Source organism: Neisseria sp. P0021.S005 (assembly GCF_051956955.1).
The window spans coordinates 1-17,750 of record NZ_JBQCWY010000022.1 but is presented as its reverse complement, the minus strand read 5'-3'; the positions used below and the strand labels follow the sequence as shown (position 1 = coordinate 17,750).

Genomic DNA, 17,750 nt, shown 5'->3' with positions numbered 1-17,750 from the left:
CTGCCCCACGCATGATTGAAATCATCATTGATACATTGGAAAACCATCCGCAATTAAGAAAACAATCATAAACATCAAAAATAAAAGGCCGTCTGAAACATTAAAAGTTTCAGACGGCCTTTTGGTTCAAACCTGCTTAACGTGTTACCGGTTTGTAACGGATACGTTTCGGTTTCGCGCCCTCTTCGCCCAAACGGCGTTTCTTATCGGCTTCGTATTCCTGATAGTTACCGTCAAAAAACACCCATTTAGAGTCGCCTTCACAAGCCAAAATATGTGTAGCAATACGGTCGAGGAACCAGCGGTCGTGCGAAATCACCATCACGCTACCGGCAAATTCCAACAATGCGTCTTCCAACGCGCGCAGGGTTTCCACGTCGAGATCGTTAGACGGTTCATCCAACAGTAAGACATTACCGCCGCTCAACAAGGTTTTTGCCAAGTGCAGACGACCGCGTTCGCCGCCAGACAATTGACCCGCGATTTTACTTTGGTCGCTGCCTTTGAAGTTGAAGCGTCCCAAATATTGGCGGGCGGGAATTTCAAACTGACCAACCTGTAAAATGTCGCGGCCTTCGGCGATGTTATCGAACACGGTTTTATCGTTTTGCAAACCTTCGCGGCTTTGGTCAATCAAGCTCATTTTCACGGTTTGCCCGATTTTCACTTCGCCGGAATCAGGCTGCTCTTTGCCAGAAATCATTTTAAATAGCGTCGATTTACCTGCGCCGTTCGGGCCGATGATGCCGACAATCGCGCCCGCAGGCACTTTGAAGCTCAAATCGTCAATCAGCACTTTGTCGCCGAACGATTTGGAAACGTTCACAAATTCAATTACTTCATTACCCAAACGCTCGGCAACGGGAATGAAGATTTCCTGCGTTTCATTGCGTTTTTGGTATTCGTAGTTGCTCATTTCTTCAAAACGCGCCAAACGCGCTTTGGACTTGGCTTGGCGGCCTTTGGCATTTTGGCGCACCCATTCTAATTCCTGCTTCATCGCCTTCACGCGTGCAGCTTCAGACTTCGCCTCGTTTTCCAAACGTTTTTCTTTCTGCTCCAGCCAAGACGAGTAATTGCCTTTCCACGGAATGCCGTGGCCGCGGTCGAGTTCCAAAATCCATTCGGCGGCGTTGTCGAGGAAGTAGCGGTCGTGTGTTACAGCAACGACTGTACCGGGGAAGCGGACCAAGAATTGCTCCAGCCATTCGACAGATTCTGCGTCCAAGTGGTTGGTCGGCTCATCCAGCAAAAGCATATCGGGCTTGCTCAACAAGAGTTTGCACAAAGCCACACGGCGTTTTTCACCGCCGGACAAATTGCCGATTTTGGCATCCCAATCAGGCAGGCGCAGCGCGTCGGCAGCGATTTCCAATTCATGCTCTGCACCGCCGCCGGTAGACGAACCCGCCGCAATAATCGCTTCCAAGCGGCCTTGTTCTTCCGCCAACGCGTCAAAATCTGCATCAGGATTGGCATACTCGGCATACACTTCTTCCAAGCGTTTCTGCGCGGCAGCCACTTCGCCCAAACCGCTTTCCACTTCCTCACGCACGGTTTTCTCAGGATCAAGCTCAGGCTCTTGCGGCAGGTAGCCGATTTTAATGCCGCCCATCGGCACGGCTTCGCCCTCGAATTCTTTATCCACACCTGCCATAATCCGCAGTACAGTAGATTTACCCGCACCGTTCAAACCGAGCAAACCGATTTTCGCGCCGGGGAAAAAGGAAAGGGAAATGTCTTTAATGATGGTTTTCTGCGGCGGCACAACCTTGCTCACGCGCAGCATAGAATAGACGTATTGTTGAGACATAGTTTTCTCGTTTTCATCAAACAAATTTCAGACGGCCCATTTTAACCTATTGCCCCAATACTTGCTTGTTCAAATGCCGTCTGAAAATAGAAATAAGCATCACAATATGTAGCAAAGCCGAACCAATGCCTTCAGTCTCCAAAATTTTCAATACGAAACCGTAAAAAATTTGATTTAAGCCAGTTTATCTTTGAACAAACATTGCCAACATCCGGCATGCTCCATAAAATGCGCCTATATCTTTGAAAGTACATAAACAAATAATAACGAAAAAGAAACACCGCGCTAAAAACAATTTCAGATTTCCCAATACAAATACTTTTAAAATAAGGATTTGCCTCATGTCTGAACATACGCAAAAAACAACAAAACAAGGTTTGCCGTCACTGGCAAAAAGTACGATTTGGATGCTGAGCTTCGGCTATCTCGGCGTTCAGACGGCCTTTACCCTGCAAAGCTCACAAATGAGCCGAATTTTTCAAACTTTAGGCGCCGACCCGCATAATTTGGGCTGGTTTTTCATTCTGCCGCCATTGGCCGGTATGTTGGTTCAACCGATTGTGGGCTACTACTCAGACCGCACTTGGATGCCGCGCTTGGGCGGCCGCCGTCTTCCCTATCTGCTTTACGGTACGCTGATTGCGGTTATCGTCATGATTCTGATGCCGAACTCGGGCAGCTTCGGTTTTGGCTACGCTTCTTTGGCGGCTTTGTCGTTTGGCGCGCTGATGATTGCGCTGTTGGACGTATCCTCCAATATGGCAATGCAGCCGTTTAAAATGATGGTCGGCGACATGGTCAACGAGGAGCAGAAAAGCTACGCCTACGGGATTCAAAGTTTCTTAGCGAATACGGGCGCGGTTGTGGCGGCGATTCTGCCGTTTGTGTTTGCGTATATCGGTTTGGCGAACACGGCCGAAAAAGGCGTCGTGCCGCAGACCGTGGTCGTAGCATTCTATGTGGGCGCAGCCTTACTGATTATTACCAGTGCGTTCACCATCTTCAAAGTCAAAGAGTATGATCCGGAAACCTACGCCCGCTACCACGGCATCGACGTAGCCGCAAATCAGGAAAAAGCCAACTGGTTCGAACTCTTAAAAACCGCACCTAAAGCGTTTTGGACAGTGACTTTGGTGCAATTCTTCTGTTGGTTCGCTTTCCAATATATGTGGACTTACTCGGCAGGCGCGATTGCAGAAAACGTTTGGCAGACAACCGATGCCTCTTCCGTAGGCTACCAAGAAGCAGGCAACTGGTACGGCGTTTTGGCGGCGGTGCAATCCATTGCTGCCGTCATATGTTCGTTTATTCTGGCAAAAGTACCGAATAAATACCATAAAGCCGGTTATTTCGGTTGTCTGGCTCTGGGCGCGCTCGGTTTCTTCTCTATTTTCTTTATCCACAATCAATACGCATTAATCCTGTCTTATACCTTAATCGGCATCGCGTGGGCAGGTATCATTACCTATCCTTTGACGATTGTAACCAATGCCCTCTCCGGCAAACACATGGGTACTTATTTGGGTCTGTTTAATGGCTCTATCTGTATGCCTCAAATCGTCGCCTCCCTGCTGAGCTTTATCCTCTTCCCTATGCTGGGCAGCCATCAGGCAACCATGTTCTTGGTTGCAGGCGCAGTCTTGCTGCTGGGAGCCTTCTCTGTATGTCTGATTAAAGAGACCCACGGCGAATAATCCATCCATACCATCGGCAAAGGCCGTCTGAAACCTTTGCCGAACTTACGATTTTAATAACAGGAGCTTCATAAATGTACACAAGAATCATGGAAATCAGCCCTTGGACATTGCGTTCGGCAAAACTGGAAAAAGAATACAAACGGCTGCAAGAGAGCCTGACCAGTTTGGGCAACGGCTATATGGGTATGCGCGGCAACTTTGAAGAAACCTACTCCGCCGACAGCCACTTGGGCACCTACATCGCCGGTGTTTGGTTCCCCGACAAAACCCGCGTCGGTTGGTGGAAAAACGGCTATCCTAAATATTTTGGCAAAGCCATCAATGCGCTCAATTTCAGCAAAGTTAAAATCTTTGTCGACAATCAGGAAGTGGACTTGGCGAAAAACGACGTTGCCGACTTCTCCATCGAACTCGATATGCAGCACGGCGTGTTGCGCCGCTCGTTCACCGTATTCGGCGTGCGTTTCGATGTGTGCAAATTCCTGTCCGTCGCGCAAAAAGAGCTGGCGGTTATCCGCTGGGAAGCCGTATCCGTTGACGGCAAAACCCACCAAGTCCGCATCGATTCCATCATCGACGCCGATGTGAAAAACGAAGACTCCAACTATGAAGAAAAATTCTGGCAGGTATTGGACAAAGGCGTTTCAGACGGCCTCTCCTACATTGCCACCCAAACCGTCGCTAATCCCTTCGGCGTGGAACAATTCATCGTCAACGCCGAGCAAACCTTCGCCGGCAGCTTCAAAGCCCTTGGCGGCAGCCAAACCGACTGGCAGGTCTCCAATTCTTTTGAAGCTAAAGTCGGCAGCACGCCCGAAACCTTTGAAAAACGCGTGATTGTTACTACCAGCCGCGATTATCAGGGCTTGGAAGCAGTGAAAGCCGCAGGTCGCGCCTTGTCGGAAAAAATCGCAGGCGTTGCATTTGAAACCTTGCTGGACGCACACAAAGCAGGCTGGCTGCACCGTTGGGAAATCGCCGACGTGGTCATCGAAGGCAGCGACGAAGCGCAACAAGGCATCCGCTTCAACCTGTTCCAACTGTTCTCCACCTACTACGGCGAAGACGCGCGCCTGAATATCGGCCCCAAAGGTTTTACCGGCGAAAAATACGGCGGCGCGACCTATTGGGACACCGAAGCCTACGCCGTGCCGCTCTACCTCGCACTAGCGGAACCCGAAGTTACCCGCAACCTGCTGCAATACCGCCGCAACCAACTGCCGCAGGCGCAACACAACGCGCGCGAACAAGGCTTGGCAGGCGCACTCTATCCGATGGTGACGTTTACGGGCATCGAGTGCCACAACGAATGGGAAATCACCTTCGAGGAAATCCACCGCAACGGCGCGATTCCTTACGCCATCTACAACTACACCAACTACACCGGCGACGAAAGCTATCTTGCCAAAGAAGGCTTGGAAGTCTTGGTCGAAGTGTCCCGCTTCTGGGCGGACCGCGTCCACTTTTCCAAACGCAACGGCAAATACATGATTCACGGCGTAACCGGCCCGAACGAATACGAAAACAACATCAACAACAACTGGTACACCAACACCCTCGCTGCATGGGTATTGGATTACACCCACGAAGCCTTGGCGAAATACCCGCGTCCGGATTTGAACGTGAGTGCCGCCGAGCTGGAAAAATGGGCGGACATCAGCGCGAATATGTACCGTCCGCATGACGAAGAACTCGGCGTATTCGTCCAACACGACGGCTTCCTCGACAAAGACATCCGCCCCGTGTCCGCGCTTTCGCCCGACGATTTGCCGCTCAACCAGAAATGGTCGTGGGACAAAATCCTGCGTTCGCCCTTCATCAAACAGGCGGACGTATTGCAAGGCATCTACTTCTTCGGCGACCGTTTCAATATCGACGAAAAACGCCGCAACTTCGACTTCTACGAACCGATGACCGTTCATGAAAGCTCGTTGTCTCCATGTATCCACTCCATCCTCGCCGCCGAACTGGGCAAAGAAGAAAAAGCCGTGGAAATGTACCAGCGCACTGCCCGCCTGGACTTGGACAACTACAACAACGACACCGAAGACGGCCTGCACATTACTTCTATGACCGGCTCGTGGCTCGCCATCGTCCAAGGTTTCGCCCAAATGAAAACTTGGGGCGGCAAACTCAGCTTCGCACCGTTCCTGCCGAGCGCATGGACAGGCTACGCCTTCCATATCAACTACCGAGGCCGTCTGATTAAAGTCGCCGTCGGCAAAGAAAACGTCGTCTTCACCCTGCTCAAAGGCGAGCCGCTAGATTTGCAGGTGTACGGCAAAGACATCACGCTCAACGGCAGCCACACTGTCGCGTTGGAAAAATAAGGAGGGCACAAAATGACTTTTACCGCAGTCCTATTTGACCTCGACGGCGTCATTACCGACACCGCCGAATACCACTACCGCGCATGGAAAAAGCTTGCCGAAGAACTGGGCATCAGCATCGACCGCAAGTTTAACGAGCAGCTCAAAGGCGTATCGCGCGACGATTCGCTCAAACGCATCCTCGCGCACGGCGGCAAAACCGTCAGCGAAGTCGAGTTTGCCGAACTGACCCGCCGTAAAAACGACAACTACGTCGAGATGATTCAGGCAGTCAAACCCGAAGACGTATACCCCGGCATTTTGCCGCTGCTGGAAGCATTGAGAGCAAACGGCAAAAAAATCGCCCTCGCGTCCGCCAGTAAAAACGGTCCGTTTCTGCTGGAACGCATGGGGCTGACCCACTTCTTCGACGCCATTGCCGACCCTGCCGCCGTCGCGCATTCCAAACCCGCCCCCGACATCTTCCTCGCAGCAGCCGAGGGCGTAGGCGCGGACATCCGCCAATGCATTGGCATTGAAGACGCCGCCGCCGGCGTCGCCGCCATCAAAGCCGCCGGCGCATTGCCCATCGGCGTGGGCAAAGCCGAAGATTTGGGCAGCGACATCGCGCTGGTATCCGACACTGCCGACCTGACCTACGCCTACCTGCAAAACGTATGGGAACAATCAGACAGATAAAATATTAAGGAAGTAAAAGGCCGTCTAAAAAATATTTCAGACGGCCTTTCTGATTTTAGAACAGAATGATAACCCAACTTACGCAACCATAAAGACTGAATACCAACTTTTCAACCATGCTATTCAAATTTATTTGAACGACTTTCTATGACCTGCCAACCTTAACAATCACTATTAAAATGCGCGCCTATGTTCTGTCTCCGCCTGTATGCGGCTTGGGCGACAGCGAGGCTGCATTCGAGTAGGTTGCGGTTTTCGTATTCAGACGCGGTGTGCGGCTCGGCTTGGTTTTGCTTCCAAAGCCGCAGTTGGGCGATGGCGCGGCTCAGGCCGGTATCGTTGCGGAGGATGCCGAGATGGCGTTGGTTGAACGCTTGCAGGGCGGGACGGCTGAAGGTGTTTTGGAGGTCGTCTGAAAAGATACCTGCTTCAACAGAGGGGCTTTCAGACGACCTTTGGGACGGTACAGCTTGGAATGCTTGTCCGTCCGCGATGGTTTGGGCGGCAAGTCTGGCGGTAACGACGCATTCGAGTAGGGAGTTGCTGGCGAGGCGGTTGGCTCCGTGCAAGCCGGTGCAGGCTGTTTCACCTAAGGCGTAGAGCTGCGGCAGGGAGGTTCTGCCGCTGGGGTCGGTTTGGATGCCGCCGCAGGTATAGTGTTGCACGGGGCGGACGGGGATGGCTTGGCGCGTGATGTCCAAGCCGCATTGGGACAGGCAGTGCCGATGGATGGACGGGAAATGCTGGCGGACGAACGCTGCGGGTTGGCGGCTGATGTCGAGCGAGACGAAGTCTTGCGTTTGCTTGGCGATTTCGGCGGCGATGGCGCGGGCAACGATGTCACGCGGCGCGAGTTCGGCGCGGCGGTCGTAATGCGGCATAAACCGTTCGCCCGCTTGGTTGGTCAGGATGCCGCCTTCGCCGCGTACGGCTTCGGAAATCAGGAAGGTACGGCCGTTTTCAGACGACCTTGCCAAGCCTGTAGGGTGGAATTGGATAAATTCGAGGTTTTCGACTGCGCAACCTGCGCGTATCGCCATGGCGATGGCGTCGCCCGTGCATTCGGGCGGCGTGGTGGTGGCGGCGTAAATCTGTCCCAAGCCGCCGCCTGCGAGTACGGTATGGCTGGCACGGATGCTGTAGGTTTCTTGCGCTCGGCGGTCGAGGACGGTCAGTCCGCACGCTGCACCCGATTCGGTTTGGATGTCCAACGCCATCTGCCGCTCGCAAACGCGGATGCTCGGGCGGCGGCGTATTTGGGCAATCAGGCTCTGCATGACTGCTTCGCCCGTGTAGTCGGCGACGTGGGCGATTCGGCGGCAGGTGTGCCCGCCTTCGCGCGTCAGGTGCAAGTCATTATTATTTTGGTCGAATGCCACGCCCTGCGCCAGCAGCCATTCGATTGCCGGTTTGCCTTGCGACAGGATGGTGCGGACGGCAGCTTCGTCGCACAAACCTGCGCCCGCTTCCAAAGTATCGGCGACGTGTTTTTCGATGTCGTCCTCTCCCGACCACGCCGCCGCAATCCCGCCTTGCGCATGACGGCTGGCGGTGTCGTCCAGCCGGTTTTTGCACAAAATGACGATGCGGAACGATTCAGGCAGCGACAGGGCGAGCGTCAGTGCCGCCAGCCCGTTTCCGGCAATCAATACGTCGCAATCGGTTTGCATGGTGTTGTCCTTGTTTGAGAGGCCGTCTGAAACGGCAATATTGACAGCAAATCAGGCGGGTCCCATGCCGTTGAACACATCTTTTTTCTTCAGCCCTGCCGCGAAGTCGAGCATACGCTGCAAAGGCAGTTTGGCGGCTTCGCCCAGCTTTCTGTCCAACAGGATTTCGTTGTGCCCGCTCGTCAGGGCGTGTTTGATGCCGCCCAGCGAATTCATTGCCATCCACGGGCAGAACGCGCAGCTTTTGCAGCTTCCGCCGTTGCCCGCCGTCGGTGCGGCGATAAATTCTTTGTCGGGCGCCTGCTTTTGCATTTCGTGCAGGATGCCCAAATCGGTCGCCACGATGAATTTTTTTTCGGGGCGCGATACGGCGGCTTTCAGTAGTTTGCTGGTCGAGCCGACCACGTCGCCCAGCTCGATGACGCTTTGCGGCGATTCGGGATGAACCAGTACCACCGCGTCGGGGTGTTCCGCCTTCAACGCTGCCAATTCCTGCCCTTTGAATTCGTTGTGGACGATGCACGAACCCTGCCACAACAGCATATCCGCGCCCGTTTCGCGGCGGATATAGTCGCCGAGGTGGCGGTCGGGTCCCCAAATCAGCTTCTCACCGCGCGATTTCAGATACGATACGATTTCCAACGCCACCGAAGACGTTACCACCCAATCGGCACGCGCTTTCACGGCGGCGGAAGTGTTGGCGTACACAACGACCGTGCGGTCGGGGTGTTGGTCGCAAAACGCTGAAAACGCTTCTTCCGGACAACCCAAATCCAAAGAACATTCTGCTTCCAAATCAGGCATCAGCACTGTTTTTTCAGGACAGAGGATTTTTGCGCTCTCGCCCATGAAGCGTACGCCCGCCACCACCAGCGTATCGGCTTCGTGTTCCGCGCCGAAGCGTGCCATTTCCAACGAATCGCCCACGCATCCGCCCGTTTCCAAAGCCAAATCCTGAATCAGCGGATCAACATAATAATGCGCTACCAAGACCGCGTTTTTCTCCTTCAGCAAAGCCTTGATTTCGTCTTTCAGACGACCTGCCGTTTCGCGGTCGGGCGTGTCGGCAACCTTTGCCCACGCCTGACGGATTTGGCAGGCGGAAGTCGGTGTTTGGATGAGGGGCATATCGTAATCGAACGAGCGGCGGGCGGCGGTTTGCATGAGACTTCCTTATGGCTGGTTTTTCAGACGGCATAAAGATTTGCCGTTTATATTTTGAAATATTTTTATATTATGCTCAAATTGAGTATAATAAGCAAGGTCGTCTGAAAACCGCTTTGGTTTACAATAAGGTTTCCTCTTGAATGAAAGCCACGCATGGATGCCTATCCTGAAACAGCAGCCAATACGCAAAGTATCGTCGAGCTTGTTCCTGTACTGATTGCCATTACAAATGGCAGCTTGAGGGTTTTGACAGTTGCCAAAGGAGAGCTATTACCCAATGGCCTGCTTGCACCGCTTCGCCACTCTCTGCAAGCAGGAGTCAGGATGTGGGTTGCCAAACAGACATCACAGCCTATGGGCTATGTAGAACAGCTTTATACGTTTGTAGATACGCGCCGTCAAAACGAGCAAGGCCTACCTGTCTTGTACGTCAGCTATTTGGGACTGGTGCGCGAGGCAGCCGACAGCATCCTGCACCCGGATGCGAAATGGCAGGACTGCTACTGCTATTTTCCGTGGGAAGATTTGCGCACTGACGGCGGGCTGCGCGATACCATCGTCAGCCGCCTGCGCATTTGGGCAAACTCGGCGGATACGGAGGAAGTGCGCCAGAAGCGGCTCAAGCGCATTCAATTGTGCTGGGGGGTAGAACCTGAAAATTGGTCGGAAGAATACGTTTTGCAACGCTATGAAATGCTATACGAAAGCGGCCTGATAGCGGAAGCAGCCGAGTCTCAGGAAAACTTCAATTTCTCACTCACGGGGCAGCCTATGCGCCACGACCACCGCCGCGTACTGGCGACAGCCTTATCCCGCCTACGAGCCAAAATCAAATACCGCCCCGTGATTTTTGAACTGATGCCGCCCGAATTCACACTGCTGCAACTGCAAAACAGCGTCGAAGCCATCAGCGGCAGATTGCTGCACAAGCAAAACTTCCGCCGCCAGATTCAGCAGCAAAACCTCATCGAGCCGTCGGATACCGGCGTATCAGGCAGTAAAGGCCGTCCTGCACAGCTTTACCGATTCCGCGACGACGTCCTACCCGATCAGCTGATTTCTGATATTGGACTGCCGCTGGGTAGCCACTAACTGATTTTCAGACGGCCTCAAATTAAATTTTGTCCCATCAGGCAAATATCAATATTTTTCAACAAAGGAACCTTCATGTCGTCTGAAAACAATCTTCTTCCTCTACCCGATACCCTGTTGCGCCCCATGGTAGAACAAGCCTTGAGCGAAGATTTAGGCAGGCGAGGCGATGTTACGTCCGCCGCCGTTATCACTCCCGACAAAACCGCCAAACTTTTCCTCGTCAGCCGCAAAGACGGCGTTATCGCCGGCATGGATTTGGCGCGTCTTGCCTTTCAGACGATGGATCCGTCCGTCCGTTTCCAAGCCGAAATCCAAGATGGGCAAGCCGTTTGCGTAGGTCAGACACTTGCCACCATCGCAGGAAACGCCCGCGCGCTGCTCGCCGTCGAACGTACTGCGCTCAACTATCTTACGCACTTGAGCGGCATCGCCACCGCCACCGCACATGCAGTAGCCGAAGTTGCTGGTTACAATGTGGACATCGTGTGCAGCCGCAAAACCATCCCACTGCTTCGCGTCCTGCAAAAATACGCCGTCAGGGCAGGCGGCGGCGTAAACCACCGCATGGGCTTGGACGACGCCGTACTCATCAAAGACAACCACCTCGCCTATTGCGGCAGCATCGCCCAAGCCGTTCGGCAAGCGAAGCAGGCGGTCGGACCGTTGACTTGCGTGGAAATCGAAGTGGACACGTTGGCACAACTGGACGAAGCCATCGCGGCTGGCGCGGAACGGATTTTGCTGGACAACATGGACGACGAAACCTTGAAAGAAGCGGCAAACCGCTGCCACACACAAACCGTCCACACACACACCATCTATTGCGAAGCATCGGGTGGCATCGGCTTCGACCGCCTGAAGCGCGTGGCACAAACCGGCGTGGACGGCATCGCCCTCGGCTATCTGACCCACAGCAGCCGCTCGTTGGATATAGGTTTGGATTTCGTGGCTTAAATTTCGAGTTTGCTATAAAGCAAAGGCCGTCTGAAATTTCAGACGGCCTTTAATATTTCCCATCAACCCAACGTTACCATTTCAATCTGCTCCATACTTCTGCCTAAGAAGCGTTCGCCGATGGTACGGAAACGCAGTGGGATGTCGCTGACATAGAAGCGGTAATCCGGGTTGTCGTTTTCTGTATTCAGCAAACCTGCTTGCGCTAAGGCTTTGGCGGTGGCTTCGGCGGTGGTGATGGCGGAGTCGACCAAGGTAACGTTTTGTGCTTCGCAGCCGATAAGCGGTTTGAGCAGTGGGAAGTGGGTACAACCCAACACCAGCGTATCAATGTCGTCGGCCAAAAGCGGCTTCAAGTATTCGCGCACGGTCAGGCGGGTGACTTCGTGATCGAGCCAGCCTTCTTCTACCAATGGCACAAGCAGGGGCGCGGCTTGTGTGCGCACCAGCGTGTCGTTGTTTTTTGAATGGATGGCACGCGCGTAGGCATTGCTGTTGACGGTGGTGTTGGTCGCGATAATGCCGATTCGGTTGTTTTTAGTGGTTTGCAAAGCAGCTTCCGCACCGGCGGAAATGACGTCCAATACGGGCATATTGCCTGCTTTTTGGCGGATTTTTTGTCCGGCAACGGCAGCGATGGTGTTGCACGCGATGACGAGTGCTTTGACATCGTTTTCCAGCAGGAAATCGACAATCTGCATGGCGAAGGTTTCGATGGTGGCGCGGGATTTGGTGCCATAGGGAACGCGTGCGGTATCGCCGAAATAGATGATGTTTTCCATCGGCAGGCGTTCCATCAGGGCGCGGACGTTGGTCAAGCCGCCGACACCGGAATCGAATACGCCGATGGGGCGTTGTTTGCTGGTACTCATGGTTAATTTCTTCAATATAAAGTCGAGGCCGTCTGAAACCGTTTTTCAGACGGCCTGAAGGTTAAACATATTCTTTTTTATCGTTTTCCATCCAAGCCTGATGCGAGCAAATCCACAACAGTACGATACCGCATACGGTCGAGCTTAACATCATACCGGCCATTACCAAGGCGGAACCATTATGCAGCCAAGTCGTTGCCATACCGACCGATGCGCCGACAAGGGATTGGAACACGCCTAAAACCGCATTTGCGCTGCCGCCCTCTGCACTGAAATAGCTCATAAAGCAGGCCTGAGTGTTCGCACCGACCAAGCCTTGCGTACCGACTGAAAACATCACACATGGCACTAAAGCCCACAAAGGCGGCAAAGACAGCGACAACACCAAAACCGTCATCAGCAGATTGGCGGAAAATTGGACGATAATGCCCCATTTGAGGATGTTTTGCGGATGCGTACCGGTTTTCAAACGCCATGCGGTAACGCGGTTAAACGACATCATGGTAATGATATTGAGCGCAAATATCCAAGCATATTGGTTTGGTGAAACATGATACAGATGTTGGTACACGAACGATGATTCGGTCAAAAAGGCAAACATCGAACCAAAACTGAAAGCTTGGAAAAACAGATAGCCCATCGCGGCGCGCGTTCTCAAAACACGTTTAAACCTGCCGGCCACCACGCCGAACACGTCCATGCTGATTTTGCCTTTTTGGTGCGGCTTAGGCAGGAAATACCACATCAAACCCCAAAGCAGCAGCGAATAACAGGCCAGAAAGCCGAAAATCATGCGCCAGCCGCCCAAATTCTGCAAGCCTGCACCAATCATCGGTGCCATCAATGGCACAATCATCAGAATAATGCCGATTAAGGCAAACATCTGCGCGGCTTTGCGTCCGGAATAATAATCGCGCACCATCGCACCGGAAATCACCACGGTCATCCCCGCGCCAAACGCCTGCAAAGCACGCAAGTTCAACAGCTGCTCGACATTATTCACCATCGTCAAACCGATAACGGCGGCAAAATAAATGCTCAATCCCACCAAGGCGACAGGTTTGCGGCCTTTAATATCCGAAATCGAACCGCCGACCACCTGACCAAACGCCACGCCAAACATAAAAAAGCTCAGACTTTGCTCAATACGGTGGATGTCCGAACCCAGCGACTTTGCCATTTCGGGAATCGCAGGCAGATAGGCATCGACAGAAAACGGCATCAGCGCGACCAACATCGCCATCAGCACGGCCATGGTTTTTTCGCCCAAAGGGGCTTGTTGTGCAGTCATTCCGACTTTCGCTTTCGTAAAAAATATTCAAAAAACAAAGAAAACAACCGCCTTGTCAGACGGTTGCGGATTGGATGGAATTATAGCAGATTTCAACCTTGTCCAATCACTGCAAAAAAACCTTTGCAAAACTTAAGGCCGTCTGAAACTTTGCTTGGTTGAATCCCCTCGCCGCAAACGTTAAAATGCTTGTTTTTTAAGACAACAAATTGTTTCACATCACGGATTCTAAGGAATAATCATGACTACATTTCAAATTGCGCGTGCCGACGGGAAAACGCTCGAAATCCAAGGCAAAATGGCCAACCGCCACGGCTTGATCGCCGGTGCGACCGGTACGGGTAAAACCGTTACCCTACGCCGTATGGCGGAAGCCTTCAGCAGCGAAGGCGTCCCTGTATTCTTGGTCGATGTCAAAGGCGATTTGTCAGGCATCGCGCAAGCCGGTGCCAACAGCGGCAAAGTAGGCGAACGCATCGCCGAGTTTGATTTGGGCGAACATTGGCTGCAAAATTTCCCCGTGCGCTTTTGGGATGTTTACGGCGAAACCGGTATTCCCATACGCGTAACCGTTTCAGAAATGGGCCCTATGCTTTTGGCCCGCCTGATGAATCTGAACGATACGCAAGAAGGCCTGCTCAACCTCGTGTTCAAAGTTGCCGATGACAGAGGCTGGCACATTCTGGACTTGAAAGACCTGCGCAGCATGTTGAAACACGTTTCCGACCATGCTTCGGAATACCGCACGCAATACGGCAACGTTTCTGCCGCCAGTATCGGCGCAATTCAACGCCAACTGCTGACTTTGGAAAACGAAGGTGCAGAAAAATTCTTCGGCGAACCTTCCCTCAACCTGCAAGACTGGATGCAAACCGACAACGGCAAAGGCATCATCAACATCCTTAATTCCGAAAAACTAATGTGCTCTCCGCGTATGTACAGCGCGTTTTTGCTGTGGATGCTGGCGGAGTTGTTTGAAACCCTGCCCGAAGTCGGCGATTTGGACAAACCAAAATTTGTGATGTTCTTCGACGAAGCGCATTTGATGTTCGACAATGCCGCCAATGCGTTGGTCGAACAAATCGAACAAGTCGTGCGCCTGATCCGTTCCAAAGGCGTGGGCGTATATTTCGTCACCCAAAACCCGCTCGACTTGCCCGATACTATTCTCGGCCAACTGGGTAACCGCGTACAACACGCCCTGCGTGCCTTCACACCGCGCGACCAAAAAGCAGTCAAAGCCGCTGCCGAAACCTTCCGCAGCAACCCAAACATCAAAGTTGCCGAAGCGATTGCCGAACTCGGCGTCGGCGAAGCCCTCGTTTCCTTCCTTGATGAAAAAGGTATGCCCGAGCCGGTAGAACGCGCCCTCATACTGCCGCCGCAATCTTCCTTAACCCCGCTTACCGCAGAGGAACGCAACCGCCTGTTCCAAAACGACGATTTGTATCCAACCTACAAAGACATGGTGGACAACTACTCCGCCTTTGAAGCATTGGCCGAAGCAGACAGCCAGGCTGCCGCTGAAAAAGAAGCCACAAATGCCGCCAAAGAGCAGGAAAAAGCGCAAAAAACCGCAGAAAAAGAGGCTGCCAATGCCGATCCCGGCATTCTCGGCGGACTGATCGGCGGTTTGAGCGGCGGACGCAAAAAATCCGGCCAAGGTTTGGGCTACAACGTTGCCGACGCCATCGGCAGCCAAATCAACCGCCAAGTAACCAACGCCATTTCCCGCAGCGTAATGGGCATTATTAAAAATATATTTAAATAATCAGCCTGCAAATATAAAAGGCCGTCTGAAATTTCAGACGGCCTTTTGTTGTTTATATAAAGCTAAACTTTGAATTACCTTAATATATAAGCATAATAAATTGAAAGAAAAGAAAAAATGATTGATAATTCGATTTGCTTAAACTTAAGCATTTTATCAATTAAAAAAGAGAACTTTTACCATGAAAAAACTACTCACACTAACGGCATTAGCCTTTGCTTTATCTGCTTGTTCAACAACCAGTACTGTTGATTTCGGACAAAAAGAAAAAAGCTACCATAGCTACACTATTCGTGATCTTTCCCAAGATCATATTCCATCTGATACACGCGCACTTTTTACCCAATACTTGAACAATGAATTAACCACTCTCGGTTATACCGTAGGCGATGACTTAGATATTAATATCAATATCGAAAACTTTAATGAAGGAAACCGTGCTCTGCGTTATTGGGTGGGCTTTGGCGCAGGCAAAGCAACGTCAAAAATCGTTACAACACTGGTTGATAAAGAAAGCGGAAAAATTGTCGGTAATATTCAAACTGACGGTATGTTGGCAATGGGAGTATTTGGAGGAAATAGCAAAGATGTTCTGAAAAGATCAGCTAAAGACATTGCCAAAAAAATTGCAGAATCCGGTATTTTGAAAAAAGGGAAATAATCAAGATATTATTTTCTAAAAACGTTTTACCAAATAGCTATAAATAAAAGGCCGTCTGAAAATCAATTTCAGACGGCCTTTTTTTATTTATCAATCCAATCAGTTTTTCATTGATTGAACCGGAGCCGGGATTCTGCCGCCTCGGTTGACAAACACTTCGCACGAACCTTCTTTAACCGGCATCACAGGCGCGTAGCCCAACAGGCCACCGAACTCGACGCTGTCGCCGACGGTTTTGCCGGTTACCGGAATAATGCGCACGGCAGTTGTTTTACTGTTGATCATGCCGATGGCGGCTTCGTCGGCGATGATGCCGGAAATGGTATGAGCAGGCGTATCGCCGGGTACAGCAATCATGTCTAAACCAACGGAGCAGACAGCGGTCATGGCTTCGAGTTTGTCCAGCGTCAGCACACCAGCTTCGGCAGCGGCAATCATGCCCTCGTCTTCCGAAACGGGGATAAACGCGCCGCTCAAACCGCCGACCGCGCTGGAAGCCATCATGCCGCCTTTTTTCACGGCATCGTTCAGCAAGGCCAAAGCCGCTGTCGTGCCGTGCGTACCACAGACGCTCAAGCCCATCTCTTCAAGGATGCGCGCCACCGAGTCGCCGACAGCGGGGGTTGGAGCCAACGATAAATCAAGAATACCAAATGGGATGCCCAGTATTTTCGAGGCTTCGCGGCCGATGAGTTCGCCCACGCGGGTGATTTTGAAGGCAGTTTTCTTCACAACTTCCGCAACTTCGGTCAGGCTGACCGCGTCCGAATTTTCCAGCGCGGCTTTGACCACGCCCGGCCCCGATACGCCGACATTGATAACGGCATCCGCTTCGCCCGAACCATGAAACGCGCCCGCCATAAACGGGTTGTCTTCCACTGCGTTGCAGAACACGACAATTTTGGCGCAGCCGAAACCTTCGGGCGTGATTTCCGCCGTGCGTTTGATGGTCTCGCCTGCCAGCTTGACCGCATCCATATTGATACCGGCGCGCGTGCTGCCGATATTGATGGAGCTACACACGATATCAGTAGTCTTCATCGCTTCGGGAATGGAACGGATCAGCACTTCGTCCGAAGGCGACATGCCTTTTTGCACCAACGCGGAAAAGCCGCCGATAAAGGACACGCCTATCGCTTTGGCAGCCTTATCCAAAGTTTGCGCCACGCTGACATAGGAATCGGCATGGGTGGCCGCGGCGATTTGGGCAATCGGTGTGACGGAAATACGCTGATTCACAATCGGTACGCCGTATTTGGCAGACAGATATTTTGCCGTCGCCACCAAGTCTTTGCCAACAGTGGTGATTTTATTGTAAATGTTTTGGTTCAACACATTGATATCGCTGCTGATGCAGTCGTGCAAATCAATGCCGATGGTAATGGTGCGCACGTCAAAATTCTGGTCGGCCACCATTTTGACGGTTTCTAAAATCTCGCCGGATTGAATACTCATGGCTCTCCCTCCGACTTAAATACGGTGCATGGCTTGGAAAATTTCTTCGTTTTGCATACGGATATCAAGCGCGAGTTTTTTGCTCTCTTCCGCAAACAAATCCAAAACCTCTTGACGCGATTTGGTGCATTTTGAAGTGTCCACCAAAATAATCATGGTAAAAAAATCATCCATCAGCTGTTGGCTGATGTTGAGAATATTGATTTGGTTTTCCGCTAAAATTTTGGAAACGTCGTACACAATGCCCACACGGTCTTTACCGATGACGGTGATGACTGAATTGTTCATAACGCTGT

14 protein-coding genes are annotated in these 17,750 nt (G+C 52.1%); 7 read left to right on the top strand and 7 right to left on the bottom strand.

Features of this window, described 5'->3' with window-relative positions; all coding sequences use genetic code 11:
* Window positions 1-136 precede the first annotated feature (136 nt).
* On the bottom strand, window positions 137-1,813 hold the full coding sequence (gene ettA, locus ACTHUE_RS02760) for an energy-dependent translational throttle protein EttA (protein ID WP_003747462.1): 1,677 nt from the start codon (window positions 1,811-1,813) through the stop codon (window positions 137-139).
* Between the two features lie 341 nt (window positions 1,814-2,154).
* Between ettA and ACTHUE_RS02755 the strand changes: the two genes are divergently transcribed.
* The 3 genes from ACTHUE_RS02755 to pgmB all read left to right on the top strand — a co-directional run bounded on the left by ACTHUE_RS02755 (window position 2,155) and on the right by pgmB (window position 6,518).
* A complete protein-coding gene (locus ACTHUE_RS02755) occupies window positions 2,155-3,507 on the top strand; it encodes an SLC45 family MFS transporter (protein ID WP_440361288.1) in 1,353 nt (450 codons plus the stop codon).
* A 74-nt stretch (window positions 3,508-3,581) separates the two neighbouring features.
* Window positions 3,582-5,840, top strand: coding sequence for a glycoside hydrolase family 65 protein (locus tag ACTHUE_RS02750; protein WP_049336213.1), 2,259 nt, complete (start codon window positions 3,582-3,584; stop codon window positions 5,838-5,840).
* Between the two features lie 12 nt (window positions 5,841-5,852).
* Entirely contained in the window at window positions 5,853-6,518 is a 666-nt protein-coding gene (gene pgmB, locus ACTHUE_RS02745; protein WP_049336215.1) for a beta-phosphoglucomutase, read from the top strand.
* 161 nt (window positions 6,519-6,679) lie between these two features.
* On the opposite strand, the gene nadB is transcribed toward pgmB, so the two are convergent.
* Window positions 6,680-8,188 (bottom strand): L-aspartate oxidase, encoded by a 1,509-nt coding sequence (nadB, locus tag ACTHUE_RS02740; RefSeq protein WP_004520497.1) that lies wholly within the window; start codon window positions 8,186-8,188, stop codon window positions 6,680-6,682.
* Between the two features lie 51 nt (window positions 8,189-8,239).
* Entirely contained in the window at window positions 8,240-9,352 is a 1,113-nt protein-coding gene (gene nadA, locus ACTHUE_RS02735) for a quinolinate synthase NadA (protein WP_003747473.1), read from the bottom strand.
* 156 nt (window positions 9,353-9,508) lie between these two features.
* Here nadA and ACTHUE_RS02730 point away from each other — a divergent pair, with 156 nt between their 5' ends.
* Both ACTHUE_RS02730 and nadC read left to right on the top strand, forming a co-directional pair.
* Complete coding sequence (locus ACTHUE_RS02730; protein ID WP_049343932.1) at window positions 9,509-10,447, top strand: NUDIX hydrolase; 939 nt, start codon at window positions 9,509-9,511, stop codon at window positions 10,445-10,447.
* Window positions 10,448-10,522: 75 nt separating this feature from the next.
* Complete coding sequence (gene nadC, locus ACTHUE_RS02725; RefSeq protein ID WP_004520494.1) at window positions 10,523-11,404, top strand: carboxylating nicotinate-nucleotide diphosphorylase; 882 nt, start codon at window positions 10,523-10,525, stop codon at window positions 11,402-11,404.
* Between the two features lie 62 nt (window positions 11,405-11,466).
* Here the strand turns inward: nadC and murI are convergent, their stop codons facing one another.
* Both murI and ACTHUE_RS02715 read right to left on the bottom strand, forming a co-directional pair.
* Entirely contained in the window at window positions 11,467-12,276 is an 810-nt protein-coding gene (gene murI / locus ACTHUE_RS02720) for a glutamate racemase (RefSeq protein ID WP_049343929.1), read from the bottom strand.
* A gap of 61 nt (window positions 12,277-12,337) precedes the next feature.
* Window positions 12,338-13,567, bottom strand: coding sequence for a multidrug effflux MFS transporter (locus ACTHUE_RS02715; RefSeq protein ID WP_070503814.1), 1,230 nt, complete (start codon window positions 13,565-13,567; stop codon window positions 12,338-12,340).
* A gap of 241 nt (window positions 13,568-13,808) precedes the next feature.
* Between ACTHUE_RS02715 and ACTHUE_RS02710 the strand changes: the two genes are divergently transcribed.
* On the top strand, window positions 13,809-15,338 hold the full coding sequence (locus tag ACTHUE_RS02710) for a helicase HerA-like domain-containing protein (protein WP_070607567.1): 1,530 nt from the start codon (window positions 13,809-13,811) through the stop codon (window positions 15,336-15,338).
* A gap of 181 nt (window positions 15,339-15,519) precedes the next feature.
* Window positions 15,520-15,999, top strand: a complete 480-nt coding sequence (locus ACTHUE_RS02705; RefSeq protein WP_049343922.1) for a DUF4410 domain-containing protein — start codon at window positions 15,520-15,522, stop codon at window positions 15,997-15,999.
* A 99-nt stretch (window positions 16,000-16,098) separates the two neighbouring features.
* On the opposite strand, the gene ACTHUE_RS02700 is transcribed toward ACTHUE_RS02705, so the two are convergent.
* Together ACTHUE_RS02700 and ACTHUE_RS02695 are read right to left on the bottom strand one after the other, a co-directional pair.
* Window positions 16,099-17,454: a PFL family protein gene (locus ACTHUE_RS02700; RefSeq protein ID WP_070695317.1), complete on the bottom strand. Its 1,356-nt coding sequence runs from the start codon at window positions 17,452-17,454 to the stop codon at window positions 16,099-16,101.
* Between the two features lie 15 nt (window positions 17,455-17,469).
* Complete coding sequence (locus ACTHUE_RS02695; protein ID WP_003680574.1) at window positions 17,470-17,742, bottom strand: ACT domain-containing protein; 273 nt, start codon at window positions 17,740-17,742, stop codon at window positions 17,470-17,472.
* Window positions 17,743-17,750: the final 8 nt, after the last annotated feature.

Coding starts and splice junctions, on each gene's coding strand:
- pgmB (WP_049336215.1), top strand. CDS start 5,853: ATGACTTTTACCGCAGTCCTATTTGACCTCGACGGCGTCATTACCGAC.
- ettA (WP_003747462.1), bottom strand. CDS start 1,813: ATGTCTCAACAATACGTCTATTCTATGCTGCGCGTGAGCAAGGTTGTG.
- nadA (WP_003747473.1), bottom strand. CDS start 9,352: ATGCAAACCGCCGCCCGCCGCTCGTTCGATTACGATATGCCCCTCATC.
- ACTHUE_RS02700 (WP_070695317.1), bottom strand. CDS start 17,454: ATGAGTATTCAATCCGGCGAGATTTTAGAAACCGTCAAAATGGTGGCC.
- ACTHUE_RS02710 (WP_070607567.1), top strand. CDS start 13,809: ATGACTACATTTCAAATTGCGCGTGCCGACGGGAAAACGCTCGAAATC.
- nadC (WP_004520494.1), top strand. CDS start 10,523: ATGTCGTCTGAAAACAATCTTCTTCCTCTACCCGATACCCTGTTGCGC.
- ACTHUE_RS02705 (WP_049343922.1), top strand. CDS start 15,520: ATGAAAAAACTACTCACACTAACGGCATTAGCCTTTGCTTTATCTGCT.
- murI (WP_049343929.1), bottom strand. CDS start 12,276: ATGAGTACCAGCAAACAACGCCCCATCGGCGTATTCGATTCCGGTGTC.
- ACTHUE_RS02730 (WP_049343932.1), top strand. CDS start 9,509: ATGGATGCCTATCCTGAAACAGCAGCCAATACGCAAAGTATCGTCGAG.
- ACTHUE_RS02715 (WP_070503814.1), bottom strand. CDS start 13,567: ATGACTGCACAACAAGCCCCTTTGGGCGAAAAAACCATGGCCGTGCTG.
- nadB (WP_004520497.1), bottom strand. CDS start 8,188: ATGCAAACCGATTGCGACGTATTGATTGCCGGAAACGGGCTGGCGGCA.
- ACTHUE_RS02750 (WP_049336213.1), top strand. CDS start 3,582: ATGTACACAAGAATCATGGAAATCAGCCCTTGGACATTGCGTTCGGCA.
- ACTHUE_RS02755 (WP_440361288.1), top strand. CDS start 2,155: ATGTCTGAACATACGCAAAAAACAACAAAACAAGGTTTGCCGTCACTG.
- ACTHUE_RS02695 (WP_003680574.1), bottom strand. CDS start 17,742: ATGAACAATTCAGTCATCACCGTCATCGGTAAAGACCGTGTGGGCATT.